At 46.8% G+C, this 12,979-nt stretch carries 17 protein-coding genes; 9 read left to right on the top strand and 8 right to left on the bottom strand.

Annotated elements, in window-relative coordinates; translation table 11 throughout:
• Positions 1 to 16: 16 nt before the first annotated feature.
• The 3 genes from V7Q13_RS05615 to V7Q13_RS05605 all read left to right on the top strand — a co-directional run bounded on the left by V7Q13_RS05615 (position 17) and on the right by V7Q13_RS05605 (position 2,029).
• A complete protein-coding gene (locus tag V7Q13_RS05615) occupies positions 17 to 445 on the top strand; it encodes a cytochrome C oxidase subunit IV family protein (RefSeq protein WP_333799699.1) in 429 nt (142 codons plus the stop codon).
• Positions 446 to 570: 125 nt separating this feature from the next.
• A complete protein-coding gene (locus V7Q13_RS05610) occupies positions 571 to 1,380 on the top strand; it encodes an SCO family protein (protein ID WP_333799698.1) in 810 nt (269 codons plus the stop codon).
• Positions 1,381 to 1,441: 61 nt separating this feature from the next.
• On the top strand, positions 1,442 to 2,029 hold the full coding sequence (locus V7Q13_RS05605; RefSeq protein ID WP_333799697.1) for a DUF420 domain-containing protein: 588 nt from the start codon (positions 1,442 to 1,444) through the stop codon (positions 2,027 to 2,029).
• A gap of 55 nt (positions 2,030 to 2,084) precedes the next feature.
• Here the strand turns inward: V7Q13_RS05605 and pdxA are convergent, their stop codons facing one another.
• Positions 2,085 to 3,173, bottom strand: a complete 1,089-nt coding sequence (gene pdxA / locus V7Q13_RS05600) for a 4-hydroxythreonine-4-phosphate dehydrogenase PdxA (protein ID WP_333799696.1) — start codon at positions 3,171 to 3,173, stop codon at positions 2,085 to 2,087.
• A gap of 417 nt (positions 3,174 to 3,590) precedes the next feature.
• On the opposite strand from pdxA, the gene rsmA reads away from it, so the two are divergent.
• Together rsmA and V7Q13_RS05590 are read left to right on the top strand one after the other, a co-directional pair.
• Positions 3,591 to 4,349, top strand: coding sequence for a 16S rRNA (adenine(1518)-N(6)/adenine(1519)-N(6))-dimethyltransferase RsmA (gene rsmA / locus V7Q13_RS05595; protein ID WP_333799695.1), 759 nt, complete (start codon positions 3,591 to 3,593; stop codon positions 4,347 to 4,349).
• Entirely contained in the window at positions 4,342 to 5,274 is a 933-nt protein-coding gene (locus V7Q13_RS05590) for an NAD(P)-dependent oxidoreductase (protein WP_333799694.1), read from the top strand. The genes rsmA and V7Q13_RS05590 overlap by 8 nt, the downstream gene beginning before the upstream one ends.
• Here the strand turns inward: V7Q13_RS05590 and V7Q13_RS05585 are convergent.
• The 3 genes from V7Q13_RS05585 to V7Q13_RS05575 form a co-directional block, all read right to left on the bottom strand.
• Entirely contained in the window at positions 5,271 to 5,840 is a 570-nt protein-coding gene (locus V7Q13_RS05585) for a thioredoxin family protein (protein ID WP_333799693.1), read from the bottom strand. The two genes, V7Q13_RS05590 and V7Q13_RS05585, sit on opposite strands and share 4 nt — an antisense overlap.
• Positions 5,841 to 6,180: 340 nt before the next feature.
• Entirely contained in the window at positions 6,181 to 7,155 is a 975-nt protein-coding gene (locus V7Q13_RS05580; protein WP_333799692.1) for a bile acid:sodium symporter family protein, read from the bottom strand.
• 56 nt (positions 7,156 to 7,211) lie between these two features.
• On the bottom strand, positions 7,212 to 7,643 hold the full coding sequence (locus tag V7Q13_RS05575; RefSeq protein ID WP_333799691.1) for a DUF1801 domain-containing protein: 432 nt from the start codon (positions 7,641 to 7,643) through the stop codon (positions 7,212 to 7,214).
• 351 nt (positions 7,644 to 7,994) lie between these two features.
• Between V7Q13_RS05575 and greA the strand changes: the two genes are divergently transcribed.
• Complete coding sequence (gene greA, locus V7Q13_RS05570; RefSeq protein WP_333799690.1) at positions 7,995 to 8,468, top strand: transcription elongation factor GreA; 474 nt, start codon at positions 7,995 to 7,997, stop codon at positions 8,466 to 8,468.
• A 103-nt stretch (positions 8,469 to 8,571) separates the two neighbouring features.
• Complete coding sequence (locus tag V7Q13_RS05565; RefSeq protein WP_333799689.1) at positions 8,572 to 8,775, top strand: hypothetical protein; 204 nt, start codon at positions 8,572 to 8,574, stop codon at positions 8,773 to 8,775.
• A gap of 76 nt (positions 8,776 to 8,851) precedes the next feature.
• Here V7Q13_RS05565 and V7Q13_RS05560 read toward each other — a convergent pair whose 3' ends face one another.
• Positions 8,852 to 9,223 (bottom strand): DUF6249 domain-containing protein, encoded by a 372-nt coding sequence (locus tag V7Q13_RS05560; RefSeq protein WP_333799688.1) that lies wholly within the window; start codon positions 9,221 to 9,223, stop codon positions 8,852 to 8,854.
• 360 nt (positions 9,224 to 9,583) lie between these two features.
• On the opposite strand from V7Q13_RS05560, the gene V7Q13_RS05555 reads away from it, so the two are divergent.
• Entirely contained in the window at positions 9,584 to 10,168 is a 585-nt protein-coding gene (locus V7Q13_RS05555) for an RNA polymerase sigma factor (RefSeq protein ID WP_333799687.1), read from the top strand.
• Positions 10,169 to 10,180: 12 nt separating this feature from the next.
• Positions 10,181 to 10,690, top strand: a complete 510-nt coding sequence (locus tag V7Q13_RS05550) for a hypothetical protein (protein WP_333799686.1) — start codon at positions 10,181 to 10,183, stop codon at positions 10,688 to 10,690.
• Here the strand turns inward: V7Q13_RS05550 and V7Q13_RS05545 are convergent, their stop codons facing one another.
• From V7Q13_RS05545 to V7Q13_RS05535, 3 genes are all read right to left on the bottom strand, one after another.
• Positions 10,691 to 11,536 carry a sterol desaturase family protein gene (locus V7Q13_RS05545; protein WP_333799685.1) on the bottom strand — a complete coding sequence of 282 codons (846 nt, stop codon included), beginning with the start codon at positions 11,534 to 11,536 and terminating at the stop codon, positions 10,691 to 10,693.
• A 63-nt stretch (positions 11,537 to 11,599) separates the two neighbouring features.
• Complete coding sequence (locus V7Q13_RS05540) at positions 11,600 to 12,454, bottom strand: HAEPLYID family protein (protein WP_333799684.1); 855 nt, start codon at positions 12,452 to 12,454, stop codon at positions 11,600 to 11,602.
• A 100-nt stretch (positions 12,455 to 12,554) separates the two neighbouring features.
• On the bottom strand, positions 12,555 to 12,950 hold the full coding sequence (locus tag V7Q13_RS05535; protein WP_333799683.1) for a hypothetical protein: 396 nt from the start codon (positions 12,948 to 12,950) through the stop codon (positions 12,555 to 12,557).
• Positions 12,951 to 12,979: the final 29 nt, after the last annotated feature.

Below are 12,979 nucleotides of genomic sequence, written 5' to 3'. Positions count from 1 at the left end.
TCAACTTATTAAGTATATGAGTCATTCATCTCCGGCTTCATCAGAAATTTCTTTTGTACAGCACCACGACGATGGCACGTTTAAAAAAACGGTACGGAAAGTAACCATCATTCTTTCTGTTGTCACCATCATTGAATTGTTGTGCGGTCTGGCTATTTTCAAACTGGGCCATGGCAGCCACATGGCAGTGCTCATGATTAAAGGTTTGGTTACCATCCTGTCTTTGGCCAAGGCTTTCTACATTACTTCTTACTTCATGCACCTGGGCGATGAAATCCGCAACTTCATCATGACCATCATTGTGCCGTTGTTGTTGTTTGTATGGTTTATTGCCGCATTCCTTATTGACGGAAGCAGCTGGAGAGAATTAAAAAACACTGCTGCTGGTTCAAAGCCTGCTACTGAGCAAGTAGAAAAAGCGGTAGCGCCTGGCGATAAAAAATAATCCGGCACCAGCGCCGAACATATTGTGCACCGCCACTGTATTCAATTACGGTGGCGGTTTGCTTTAACAGTTATCAGCATGGCTGTAGCCCGCATTCATCTGTCTTCCTCATTACATTTGCACCCATGAATAAAACAGCGTGGCGAGGCTTACTGGTAGCATTGTTTGTACCCATTGGCAGTTACTTCATTGTAAAATTATTGGGCGAAGATGCCGTGCAAATGCCGCCAAAATATTTTGCCGATTCAGTAGTAACAAACATCAAAGACGGCAAAACAACGTACGATACAGCATGGCATACCATCCCCGATTTTACGTTTACCAATCATTTGGGCAAACCACAATCGCTGCACGAACTGGAAGGCAAGATTGTAGTGGTAAATACTTTTTTTACCCGATGCCCCAACATTTGCCCCGGCCTTACCCGCAACATTAAAAAACTGCAGAAATCGTTTGAAAACCCCAAGCGTAAAAAGTTTGGTGATACTTCTGTGGTGTACTTTTTATCGCTCAGCATCGACCCGGAAAGAGACAGCGTAGCAGCTTTGAAAAAATGGGCCGACCGCTTTTTTGTAAACAGTGATAGCTGGAGCCTTATGACCGGCGACAAGCAAACTATTTATAATTTGCTGCTGAATGATTTTAAACTGGCTACACAAGACGGCGAAGGTGTCGACTCCAATTTTATTCATTCCGAAAAAGTAATGCTGCTCGACCGTAACAGAATAGTGCGTGGTTTTTACAATGGATTAGATAGTGCAGAAATAGGCCGCCTTGCAGGCGATATTGGCAAACTCTATTTGGAAAAAGACCGTCGTAAGCCATCCATTTTCCGCCAGTACATACCGTTAATTCCTGTGTTGGCCACCATTCCGCTCATCTTATTCATTGTGATGTTCTTCCTCAACAGAATCCGTAAGAAAGAACAGTTCTGATCTCAATGCATCAGTCAATACACATCATTCATCATTCCAAATTCATTATTCCTCATTGCCCATGTTATCCGCTACAATTAAAAAAAATGACAAACAAGCCCGCCTGCTCATTGTGGTGTTTTCATTTGTAGTATTTGCAGCCGTTGTGTTGCTCACCCGCATTAAGCTGGACGTAGACCTCGGGTTTGATGTGCACATATTTGCAACCATCAATGCATTCATCAATAGTGTGATTGCATTGCTGTTGGTAGCAGCATTGGTAGTAGTGAAGCAAGGCAAATATGCGCTGCATAAAAAACTGATGATGGGTGCTCTTGTGTTGAGCGTACTCTTTTTAGTAAGCTACATTGCACACCACTTGCTGGCCGGCGATACCCGTTATGGCGATGCCAATTTGGATGGCACTGTAGATGCTGCGGAATTAGCTGCTGTGGGTAGTATGCGCTATGTGTACCTCATTATTTTACTGACGCATATTTTTCTGGCTGCTATCATTTTGCCGTTCATTTTATTCACGGCTTACCGTGGCCTTACGGCAGAGTTTCCGGCGCATAAAAAGCTGGCGAAAATTACCTGGCCCTTGTGGTTGTATGTAGCCATTACAGGGCCGGTGGTGTACATAATGATTAGCCCTTATTACACGGCATAAATAAAAGCCCGCTACATTTTTGTAGCGGGCTTTTGTATTTCAACAGCAAAGAGTCTCATTCCTCTTCAATTCTTTCATCCACAGCATTGGCCACCATGCGTTGGCTCATACGGCGCATGGGATTGCTGCGTAAGTCGGCAAACTGACCGCGGCTCACTAGTATATCAATGGCTTTAAAAATAGCTGCCAAAAAACTGGAATGATCCGCTTCGCCCTTGCCTGCAATATCGAACGCAGTGCCATGGTCGGGGCTGGTGCGTACTGCCGGTAAGCCGGCTGTATAGTTTACACCTTCGCCTAAGGCTAAACTCTTGAAAGGAATCAATCCCTGATCGTGGTACATGGCCAGTATTGCATCAAAGTGTTCATAATGGCCACGGGCAAAAAAACCATCGGCAGGATAGGGGCCAAATACCATCATGCCTTTTTGCTTGGCATCTTTGATAGCAGGCTTGATGATTTCTTCTTCCTCTTTACCCACCAAACCATCATCGCCTGCATGCGGGTTTAGGCCAAGTACTGCAATCTTTGGTTTATCAATGCCAAAGTCTTTTTGCAACACAGGCACTAATACTTGCAACTTTTTGAAAATGTTTTCGCGGGTTACTTGCTGTGCTGCATCTTTCAGTGGCACGTGTTCGCTTAGCAGGGCCACTTTCATGTTGTCGGCCACCATCAGCATTACCACTTCGGGTACGCCAAATGCTTCTTTCAAAAATGGCGTATGGCCGGTGTGCTGAAAGTCGTCGCTTTGAATATTGTTTTTGTGAATGGGGGCCGTTACTAAGGCATGTATGTGACCGGCTTTCAATGCATCAGTAGCCGCCACCAAACTCAGTCTGCCGTACATGCCGCCGGTTTCATTGAGCTGGCCGGGCGTTATGAGCACTTCCTCTTCCCAACAGTTAAAAATGTTCAGCATTTTGGGATTGAGCTTGCTGAATTCGCGGATACTCTGATACTGAAAATTATTGTCGGGTAATGACTTACGGTAAAAGTTCACTGTTTTGTTGCTGGCAAATATCACGGGGGTGCACATTTCCAGCAAACGATTGTCAGCCAACGATTTCAGTATAATCTCAAGACCAATGCCATTGAGGTCGCCACAGCTGAATCCAATGATGGGTTTTTGAATGTCGGTCATATGGTCAAAGATAAGGCAATGATGGGGGATGAATGATGAATGCGGAATGATGAGTAGGGAGTAAGAAACAAGAAATAAGGAATGATGAATGTGGAATGATGAATAAGGAATAGGGAGGTGGAAAATGAGGTATGCGCAAATGACACATGTAATACTTACTGGTGATGAATAAGAGAAATTTAAATGCAACATGTGTTGTTCATAGCCCCGGCCTTTTTTAGGCCGGGGAAGCCAGAAGTACAGTTAGTGCTTGGTTGTAGCCACAGGTGTACAGATGGAACGAAATCCCATCAGCAAAAAACAAGAAGGATGTAGCTGCTATTGATAACGAAAGTAAACAGACAGATTTCTGTAGATTAACGACTTTTGCAGATTAAGACAAATCACGGCTCAACAATTATTGTACAAATTCACTTCATGCAATACACCCATAAAAAATCGCTGGGGCAGCACTTTCTGCACGACGAAAACATGTGCCGCAAAATTGTAGCTGCACTGCAGCAGCAACCTGTGCAACAGCTGGTAGAAGTGGGCCCCGGTGCTGGTGCCATCACCAAGTACCTCATGGAGCTGCCGGGTGTATCGCTCAAACTGATTGAAATTGATGATGAAAAAGTAGCTTATCTCTTACATACCTATCCGGCACTCGAAGGCAAAATCATTCACGAAAGTGTGTTAGATACAGGTGTTCCATTCGAAGGGCCTTTTACTGTGATCGGCAATTTTCCGTACAATATTTCTACCGAAATTGTTTTCAAAGTGCTCGACTGGAAAACGCAGGTCACTTCGGTGATTGGTATGTTTCAAAAAGAAGTGGCGCAACGGTTGGCAGCAGGCCCCGGTAGCAAAGTATATGGCGTAACCAGTGTGCTCACTCAAGCGTATTATAACGTAGAATATTTGTTTGATGTGCCACCGGATTGCTTTGCGCCACCACCCAAAGTAATGAGTGGTGTGATACGCATGACACCCGTACAAACACCCGTACACATGCGTAGTGAAAAACACTTTCGCATGTTGGTAAAAGCCGCATTTAACCAACGCAGAAAACAATTGCGCAATGCGGTACGTTCTTTGTTTAGTGCAGAAGTATTGCAAGATCCCCTTTTCCACCAACGGGCCGAACAACTCAGTATCGAACAATTTGCTGCGCTTACATTTCAAATGAATGAATAACATGCTTCCACGTGTACTCATAACGGCTAAGTGTCATCCATGGCTTATCGATAAACTTGATACGCAATTTCAGGTAGATTTTCGACCGACAATTACGTATGAAGAGCTGTTGACTTGCGTGGCAGATTTTGAAGGATTGATTGTAACCACCCGGTTGAATATTGATGCTGCTATTATCAATCAGGCAAGCAATCTCAAATGGATTGGCCGCCTTGGTTCGGGGCTCGAACTGATAGATGTAGCCTATGCCGAAAGCAAGGGCATAAAAGTGGTGAGCAGCCCCGAAGGCAACCGCAATGCAGTAGCAGAACATGCGTTGGGCATGCTGCTGAGCCTGCTCAATAAACTGCATACCAGCTTTGCAGAAGTAAAACAACGCATTTGGCTACGGGATGAAAACCGTGGTACAGAACTGACGGGGAAAACTGTAGGTATCATTGGTTATGGCAACACGGGCTCACAATTTGCCAAACTGCTGCAACCCTTTGGTGTAACAGTTTTAGCGTATGATGCCAACCGCTTTGGTTTTGCCAACGACTATGTAAAAGAAGCATCGCTGGAGCAAGTGCAACGCTATGCAGATGTGATTAGTTTTCATGTGCCGCTCAACGATGAAACCCGGTACATGGCTAATGACGATTTTTTTGCAGGGCTGCAACAGCAACCATGGATCATCAATACCAGTAGGGGTAAAGTATTGCAGCTTTCAGCCTTGCAATATGCGCTACAACATGGGCTGGTAGCCGGCGCAGCTCTCGATGTGCTGGAGAATGAAAAACTACACTCCTACACACCCGAAGAAATGCAGGTGCTTGATGCATTGTGTGCCATGCCCAACGTGATGGTTACGCCTCACATTGCAGGCTATTCGCATGAAGCCTATTTGAAAATGGCAGAAGTGGTGTGGCAGAAGCTGTTTGCTTAGGCTGCCATGTGATTTTCGAGTGTAGTAATTGCCTCTTGTAAGGTTTGCATAAATTCAGCTGCGGTACTTTGCCCTTTGTCTTTGGCATACCAGCCGTGCAATTTTTCTTTCACTATTTCGAAATCGGCATTTTCTGCTTTCAGTTCATCTATCACCGCTTGTGCACCGGCCGGTCTGGGCCCCCACCACCCGAGTACATCCAGGGTATCTGCCTTTAGCATAATGGTAACAGGAATAGATCGGCTGGTGCCGTTGGTAAGAAAGCGATCCATTACCGGCAAATGCTCATCACGCAAAATAATTTTGTGATCCCAGCTGGCTTTTGCGGCCACCATTTTTTCTATCACCGGTATGATTTGAGCGGCATCGCCACACCAACCTTCGCTAATGGTGAGGAACCACAAATCATTGGGCATCTTCTGAATTTGATGCCAATTTTTTTGTGGTACGGCAAAGGTTTTGTCGAGACGGTTCATGCGGGCAATGTTCAACCGGGCATACTCTACCAGCCAGTCCTCCTGATTGGTGCCGGTGGTTTTATTGTCTGCCATTAATGTCTGTAACATGTCCCTGTATTCAGGATAGCTTGCTGCACTGCGCCACAAAGATTCATTCAACTCAGGATAGATCATTGCTTGCTAATTGGGGGCGCAAGTTGCATCAACATGGCTAAACATGAAAACCTTAAAATGTTAAGGATTGCCATTTACGACTGAGCATGGTCAGTTTTTTGACAATATTGTGGCATTTGTCACAGCAGTGATGTCTGATGAATGAAAGCGAAAACGTTTGCGTGTACAGCTATTGCGGTGCTGGCAATAAATCATACTGCTTGATTTTTGCTTTGTATCAACGCTTCTTTCGACATAGTGGTAGGCAATGAATTGCAACGGTTTTGAAGTTATGCTAATTGGTATTCGCCTCCCGCTTGGCCAACCGGGAAGCATACACACTTATCACCAGTATTTGAAAGGCATGAAACAACATGAGCGGCAGCAGCATGAGGCCGGTAGTACCTGCCTGCGCAAACAATATTTTGGAAAACACGGTGCCATGCACCAGCGATTTTTTGGTGCCGCAAAACTGTGCCGTTATCTGGTCTTCGATGCTGAAATGTAATCGCTTGCTGATAATACCAATCAATGCATACACCACATAAAACAATGCCAGCACTACCACAGCTATCAATGCGAAATCGAGCCACGCCACCTGCGCATACAAATCACCGGCAAACGATTCGGCAAAGCTTTTGTAAATGATGAGCAGAATGACAGATTTGTCGAACAGGCTGAGCTGCCGGTGATAGCGGATGGCCAGTTGGCCACCAAAGCGTTGCAACAAAATACCGAGTACTACGGGCAGTAAAATCTCCAACAGCAGTTTGCTGTAAATGCTGCTGAGATCGTAGTGGCCCGTTTGCTGCTGCATGAACAGGCCCATCCACAAGGGCGTGATGGCGATGCCAATGAGCCCTGAAATACTGGCATTGAAAATGGCTGCGGGCAAATTGCCTTTGGCAACTGACACCATTACCACCGAAGATGAAACGGTAGATGGCAAGGCGGCTAAAAACAACAACGCCAACCAAATACTGGCGTGGCTGCTTGATTGCATGAATGGATACAGTACCAAAACAAGTAAGGGAAACATCAGAAACGTAGACAACTGCACCAATACATGCAGGTGCCAGTTTTTGAGACCGGCTCTGAGCTTATCGGGGCTGAGGCGGAGGCCGTAAAAAAAGAAGATGAACGAAACGCCGATGCTACCAATGCGGTCGAGGGGAATGCCGCTTTGTGGCAAACCCCACTGCGGAAAAAACCACGCCAGCAAAATGACGATGAGTATGGCAACAACAAAACTATCCGGCTTAAACTTCATGCATGGCGTATTGAAAGGCAGCAATCAATAGAAGGGCATGAAGGTACGAGATTGGTTTATGTGCCGGGGTTGGGCCACTTGGCTTGCAAATGGGCCATGGTTTGTTGGGCTATCTGTTGCATCACCGCTGTATTGATGTGTTGCAACTGCTGAATGGTAATGCAACTCCGCCCCATTTTGTACTTGCCCAGTTGGCGCAGCAATGCCTCATTGGCTGGAGTATGGGCATAGATGTATAAAGAAATACCACTCTTACGAGGCGCAAAACCCACCAGCATAAAATCGGCTTCGCGGCCACTCTCGTATTTGTAATGGTATTGCCCAAAGCCTACAATGGCATCGCCCCACATGCGGGGTGGATGGCCGGTAGCTTCTTGTAACAATTGGGCTATTTGCAGGCAATCGGGCAGCTGTGCTGCTGTGGCAGCAGCTTCCAAAAAAGCCATGGGGTCGGCGCTGTTGAGGCTGGTTTTGTTGGGCTTGGCCATGGGGTAAATATGTGGATTGAATATACAAGGTAATGGTCGGAAATGCACTACAGCCGAAGGGCGGCGGTGCCTGGAGGGTGAGGCCGCAGGCCGAAGCCCCGGCAAAATATTGCCGGGGCCGAGCGGTAGCGAGCCCGAAAGGGACCGGACTGCTGCTGCCACTGGCACTGTAGCCGACCGCCCCCCAATCATTTCTTAAAAGAACAGAAAAGCTATGGCCGAAATTTTGCCCGTTCAGCAATTTTCCTACTTTTGAACCAATAGCAACGCTTTCACTACGTGGTGAAGGCGTTGTTATTTTTTTCTGTCCAAACCAAACTGAAACATCAGTAAAAAGCAAGGAGGAACGATATGAGTGCTGTGAACTATGTAACGCAGGAAACCTTTGAAAAAATGCAGGCAGAACTGCAGCACATGCGGGCAGTAGACCGGCCGGCAGCCAGCCGTGCCATTGCGGAAGCCCGTGAAAAAGGCGACCTGAAAGAGAATGCTGAATACGACGCGGCCAAAGAGGCGCAGGGTATGCTGGAAGCTAAAATCAAATCGCTGGAATCGGCTATTGCCAACAGCCGCATTGTAGATACCAATACCATTGACACCAGCAAGGTGAGCATACTCACCAAGGTGAAAATAACCAACCTGGCTACCAAAAAAACTGTGGAATACACCATTGTGGGCGAAAAGGAAGCCGACCTGAAAGCGGGTAAAATTTCGGCGACTTCACCCATTGGTAAGGGTCTGATTGGTAAAACCGTTGGCGAAGTGGCCGAAGTGCAGGCACCGACAGGCATCCTGAAATTTAAGATTGAAGAGATTGGGGTGTAGGGAATGATGAATGAGGAATGATAAATGATGAATTGGAAATGATGAATTGGGAATGATGAATCGGGAATGATGAATAGATTGTCCAAATAATGAAGCAAACACAATGAACAAGGACAATAAAATACAGCGACGCTTATGGCTGGGCATTGGTATGTGGTTGTATGTAATTGCCGTGTTGGTTTGGTTTGTGCTTGATGATTCTATCAGCAAGATGGATTACTTTATGAGAATAGTGATGGTCATCATTTTTGCCATAGCAGGCACCGACTATTTGTATCAATGGAAAAAAGCGAGGGAGCAAAATTGAGCTTGCTACATGCATAAAAAAACGCAGCGATGATAAATCGCTGCGCTTTGTGTTTGTATCAAAAGGAAGCAACAGACTAAGCGTTTCCCTGTTGCTGCTCTTTGGCTTCTTCTTTGTCGAGCCAGGCTTTTTCGGCTTTGTAGCTACCAACCAAACCCAGGCCGCCACCTATGCCGATGAAGGCAAAATACAAGGCCGGATTTTCTTCTTCATGCAGCACATGGCTGCACACAATGTAGGCCAGTGCCAAGCCAATGCCCGCACCAATGAGCAGCAATCCCCACCTGAGGTTTTGGTATGGCGCAGGACGCTGCTTATCCGTTTTGGGGTTCATGCCTTTTTCTATCATGGCCAGGTTTTGGCGGGTACGCAGGTACACCACGCCAAATACCATGGCAAAACTGCCGGCAAACATGGTGATGGGTACAAGTATTTCAGGACCGTTCATAGTAATTCAATTTATAAGGTTTGATAAATGAGGTGTGGTGGGTGTGTTTGCCGAATATGACTACGACCGATAAACAGAGGTTACAGGGGCCGGAAGATTTTTTTGACCGCGGAGGTTTTGGTTCGCACAACTTGTCCCGCAGCAGGCGGGAGAGGGTACGGAGAGCACGGAGGTTTTTGCTTTCAGCTTTCTGCAGCAATTGGTTTTATTCGTGCCCCTTCGCTCCATTAGTGTTACATGATATTCAATTCGTGTTATTCGTGCTCATTCGTCCCATTCGTGGCCATTCGATTCATCAGTGTTACTTATTCGTGTTTCCCTTGTAACCTCCGCACAATTTCCGTAGTCTTATCCTTGCATATGGGCCATCCCCTTACCGATCAGGAATTGATAGAACGCATTCTGCAAGGCCAGCAACAGTTGTTTGCTGTGCTGGTGGAGCGGTATCAGCAGTTGGTATTTACGGTGACCCATCGCATGGTGCCGCAGCGGGAAGATGCCGAAGAACTGGCGCAGTCGGCGTTTGTAAAAGCCTACCAAAACCTGGGCAACTACCGCGGCGAAGCTAAGTTCAGCACCTGGCTGTACACGATTGTGCATTCTGTTTGTCTTACCTTTTTGCGCAAGCGAACATTGGTGGTGCAATCACTAGACAATGAAAAGGTGTATGCCAGTGCGGATAATATTGATGGCGGCATGCGGGCCAATGTGGTAGAAACAAAATCGAAACAAGCCACACTAACGCAGGCCATACAGCAGCTGAGTGCCGATGATGCACAGGTGCTCACCTTGTTTTATCAGGCCGAGCAATCGCTGGAAGAAATTGGCCGCATTATGCAGATTGACCCCAACACGGTGAAAGTAAAACTGCACCGTGCCCGGCATCGGTTAAAGACATTACTCGAAAAAAACTATGCACAAGAAGTGCAGGATTGGCGACACTAAAAAATGAATGCCATGAACAACCACGCTGAAATGGAAGAACGCCTCTGGCAATGGATAGATGGCCAATGCAATGCTGCCGAAGCGCAGCAGCTGCAGCAACTGGTACAGCACCACGAAAGCTGGGGGGGCCTGCATGCCGAGCTGTTGGCCTTGCATAGCAGCCTGCAGCAAGAGGCGGAGCTGATGCAACCTTCTATGCGGTTTACCAAAAATGTAATGGAGCAAATCGCCCTGTTGAGCATTGAAACCACTGCCAAAAAATACCTCAATAAAAAGATCATCTATACCGTAGCAGGCGTGTTTGTAACCATGCTGGCTCTCGTATTGGCTGCTGCTTTTTCGTCTGTCAATTGGAAGGGTGGTGAAAGCAGTTTGCAACTGCCCGTACAAAACATAACGAGCACCAATTGGGGCCAATGGTTGGGCGGACAATTCGGCACCATTGCAACCGTACTTTTTGCAGTAGCTGCCTTGGCACTGTTGGATCAATACCTGCGGCCCAAACTCTTACAGAAAAAATAATCAGCGGTTGGCAGGTTCGCCTACTTCGGCCGCATTGTGAAACGGGCTTTGCATGAGGGTGCCAATGTTTTCATCTTCGGTATTGCTGTAATACCTGTCTAACCCATAACGGATTTGTGCAGGCGGCAGGTAGCTGAAAGTGCCCAGCAGCCTGTCCCAAATGCTGAGTGCTGTACCATAGTTGCTGTCGGTAAAGGGCTGCTTCCAGTGGTGGTGCACTTTGTGCATATTGGGGCTGATGAATATCCAGCTGATGGCTTTATCGAGCCGCTCCGGCAGGCGAATATTGGCATGGGTAAACATGGTGAACATGCTCATGAATGTTTGTGCCAGCATCACCGCATAAATGGGCAACCCCATGATGAAAATACCTGCCGCAAAAAACATCCAACGGTTTAAGGCTTCAAAAGGATGATGGCGCAAACCGCTGGTCACATCTACATTATTGTCGGCATGGTGCACAATGTGCATGCGCCAGAAAAACGGCACCTGATGCTCTACCCAATGCACCAGCCAGCCACCAAAAAAATCCATGCTCAGTACACCGGCTACCACAATGCCCCACACGGGCAGGCCCAACCAATGCACCACACCAAACTGCTGCCGCTGGCACCAGTCGGCTATGAACACAATGCCAAATGCCAGTGCCCCATGCACCACAAAATGCGTTAGTGTAAAAGTAAAATTGACTACGGCATGCCTGCCCTTGGAGCGTTTGTAATGCAGCTGTATCAACGGGTATCCGTTTTCGAGCAGCCACAGCAGCAACACCGGAATGGCAACCAGCAACAGCCGCAACAGCGGCCGGTTTTCCAGCCCGTTGAAAAATTCGAGGACGGCATTCATAGCAAGCAAAATATTTACGTGGGAAGATAAGGAAATCACTTCCCACGTAAATGGCTTGTGCAATTACTGTCGGTGCTTGTGGCCGGGTTCGTATATAATGCGGGCAAAAGAACTCAGCCGTTGGTTCTCTCTTTTTACCGGAATGCCTGCTACAATTCCAATCAATAAATTGTCGGAAATGCTCAGGCGCATTTGTGGCCGTATGGTTACATCAAGGTCTTGCTTTGTAGAAGAAGCATTCACTTCCACGCCAATAAAATTGCGGGTACCGGGCAGCATGTAATGGCTGCTTAGATTGTATTGCCCACTCAGGTGCCAGTGTTTGCTACTGGCATGGTATTGCCAAATGGGGCCCGTGTACAATAGTCCATGCCAGTTGCTGCCAAATCTTTTGGCTGCAATAAAAAACGGACTGAGTGTATGCCCAGCCAATAGGGCTGTTTTGCCATACGAATGAAATGCGGGCAATTCAAATTCGTGCAGGTAGCCAACCGCAACAGATGTTTTTGAAGGCTCGTGTACCAATGCCGTGTATTGCGCTGCCAGTTTAAGGCTGTTGAGTTTGTTTACCTGTTTTTGCCAACTGGATGAAGGCGTAAAAGTGAAAGGCAGTTCTACTTCTACACCTAACCTGTTCAATGGGGCCCATTCATATTCAATCAGCGCCTGGTACACATCGTAGGTATTGTTGTCTACAATGCCGGTACCAAAGTTCCATTCCCGTTCGCCTTTGCGGGCTCCTAAGTCACGTATCAAATCAATGTATAAAGGTTCGGCATGCATAATTTTTGCACGGCCTTTTTGTTTTTCAATACTGGCAATGTACAGGCTGTCTGTTGTCACATGGATGCTGTCGGCCTGCTGACTAACAGCTGTACCGCTGCAAACGAGCAGCAGTACTATAAAAATGTTTTTCATGTATGTAAATAGAAACGTACCACTCAGCAATGCTGCACAGTGGCAATGAGATAAAATAGAAATGTGGAGCAATGCCGGAATTTCACCGGCTTACAAAAGGTTACGCTTGCTGCAGATTTGGCGGAGTATAATGCTGTTGTAAAAAACCTTTTGACAAAGGCGCATGGTAAACCAGCATCAACGATGATGACCGACGTGCCTCCAACAAAATGGCTCCCTGCATGGGCATCATCAAATCTTTCACCCAATTGTATTTATGTAGCTGATGGGATTGTTCATCCTGATCGTCTTGGGTATTTTCCGGAAGCAGTTGGTCGTCGTCGGCTACTGTTTCGCATAGCCATTCTGCAAATGAATCAATGTCATCGTAGGCTTGTGCATGATTATTTGAAGCATGCCAGGTGTCGGCATTCAGCCAGGCGTTTGTCAGCAACAGCAGCATCAGCCACAACAGTGGTGTTGCCCATTTTTTACGCTGTTGCCATTGCATGCCCATGGGGTAAAAATAAAAGGCACCGATAGAAG

Origin of the sequence: Phnomibacter sp. (assembly GCF_036803085.1) — a bacterium.
Taxonomy (GTDB): Bacteria; Bacteroidota; Bacteroidia; order Chitinophagales; family Chitinophagaceae; genus Phnomibacter.
This window is presented reverse-complemented; position numbering and strand designations above follow the sequence as displayed.

What these genes read in the sequence shown, in the direction of transcription:
- pdxA (WP_333799696.1), bottom strand. Translation starts at nt 3,173, where the DNA reads ATGACCGACATTCAAAAACCCATCATTGGATTCAGCTGTGGCGACCTC.
- V7Q13_RS05580 (WP_333799692.1), bottom strand. Translation starts at nt 7,155, where the DNA reads ATGAAGTTTAAGCCGGATAGTTTTGTTGTTGCCATACTCATCGTCATT.
- V7Q13_RS05575 (WP_333799691.1), bottom strand. Translation starts at nt 7,643, where the DNA reads ATGGCCAAGCCCAACAAAACCAGCCTCAACAGCGCCGACCCCATGGCT.
- greA (WP_333799690.1), top strand. Translation starts at nt 7,995, where the DNA reads ATGAGTGCTGTGAACTATGTAACGCAGGAAACCTTTGAAAAAATGCAG.
- V7Q13_RS05610 (WP_333799698.1), top strand. Translation starts at nt 571, where the DNA reads ATGAATAAAACAGCGTGGCGAGGCTTACTGGTAGCATTGTTTGTACCC.
- V7Q13_RS05550 (WP_333799686.1), top strand. Translation starts at nt 10,181, where the DNA reads ATGAACAACCACGCTGAAATGGAAGAACGCCTCTGGCAATGGATAGAT.
- V7Q13_RS05585 (WP_333799693.1), bottom strand. Translation starts at nt 5,840, where the DNA reads ATGTTACAGACATTAATGGCAGACAATAAAACCACCGGCACCAATCAG.
- V7Q13_RS05565 (WP_333799689.1), top strand. Translation starts at nt 8,572, where the DNA reads ATGAACAAGGACAATAAAATACAGCGACGCTTATGGCTGGGCATTGGT.
- V7Q13_RS05545 (WP_333799685.1), bottom strand. Translation starts at nt 11,536, where the DNA reads ATGAATGCCGTCCTCGAATTTTTCAACGGGCTGGAAAACCGGCCGCTG.
- V7Q13_RS05560 (WP_333799688.1), bottom strand. Translation starts at nt 9,223, where the DNA reads ATGAACGGTCCTGAAATACTTGTACCCATCACCATGTTTGCCGGCAGT.
- V7Q13_RS05615 (WP_333799699.1), top strand. Translation starts at nt 17, where the DNA reads ATGAGTCATTCATCTCCGGCTTCATCAGAAATTTCTTTTGTACAGCAC.
- V7Q13_RS05590 (WP_333799694.1), top strand. Translation starts at nt 4,342, where the DNA reads ATGAATAACATGCTTCCACGTGTACTCATAACGGCTAAGTGTCATCCA.
- V7Q13_RS05605 (WP_333799697.1), top strand. Translation starts at nt 1,442, where the DNA reads ATGTTATCCGCTACAATTAAAAAAAATGACAAACAAGCCCGCCTGCTC.
- V7Q13_RS05540 (WP_333799684.1), bottom strand. Translation starts at nt 12,454, where the DNA reads ATGAAAAACATTTTTATAGTACTGCTGCTCGTTTGCAGCGGTACAGCT.
- V7Q13_RS05555 (WP_333799687.1), top strand. Translation starts at nt 9,584, where the DNA reads ATGGGCCATCCCCTTACCGATCAGGAATTGATAGAACGCATTCTGCAA.
- V7Q13_RS05535 (WP_333799683.1), bottom strand. Translation starts at nt 12,950, where the DNA reads ATGGGCATGCAATGGCAACAGCGTAAAAAATGGGCAACACCACTGTTG.
- rsmA (WP_333799695.1), top strand. Translation starts at nt 3,591, where the DNA reads ATGCAATACACCCATAAAAAATCGCTGGGGCAGCACTTTCTGCACGAC.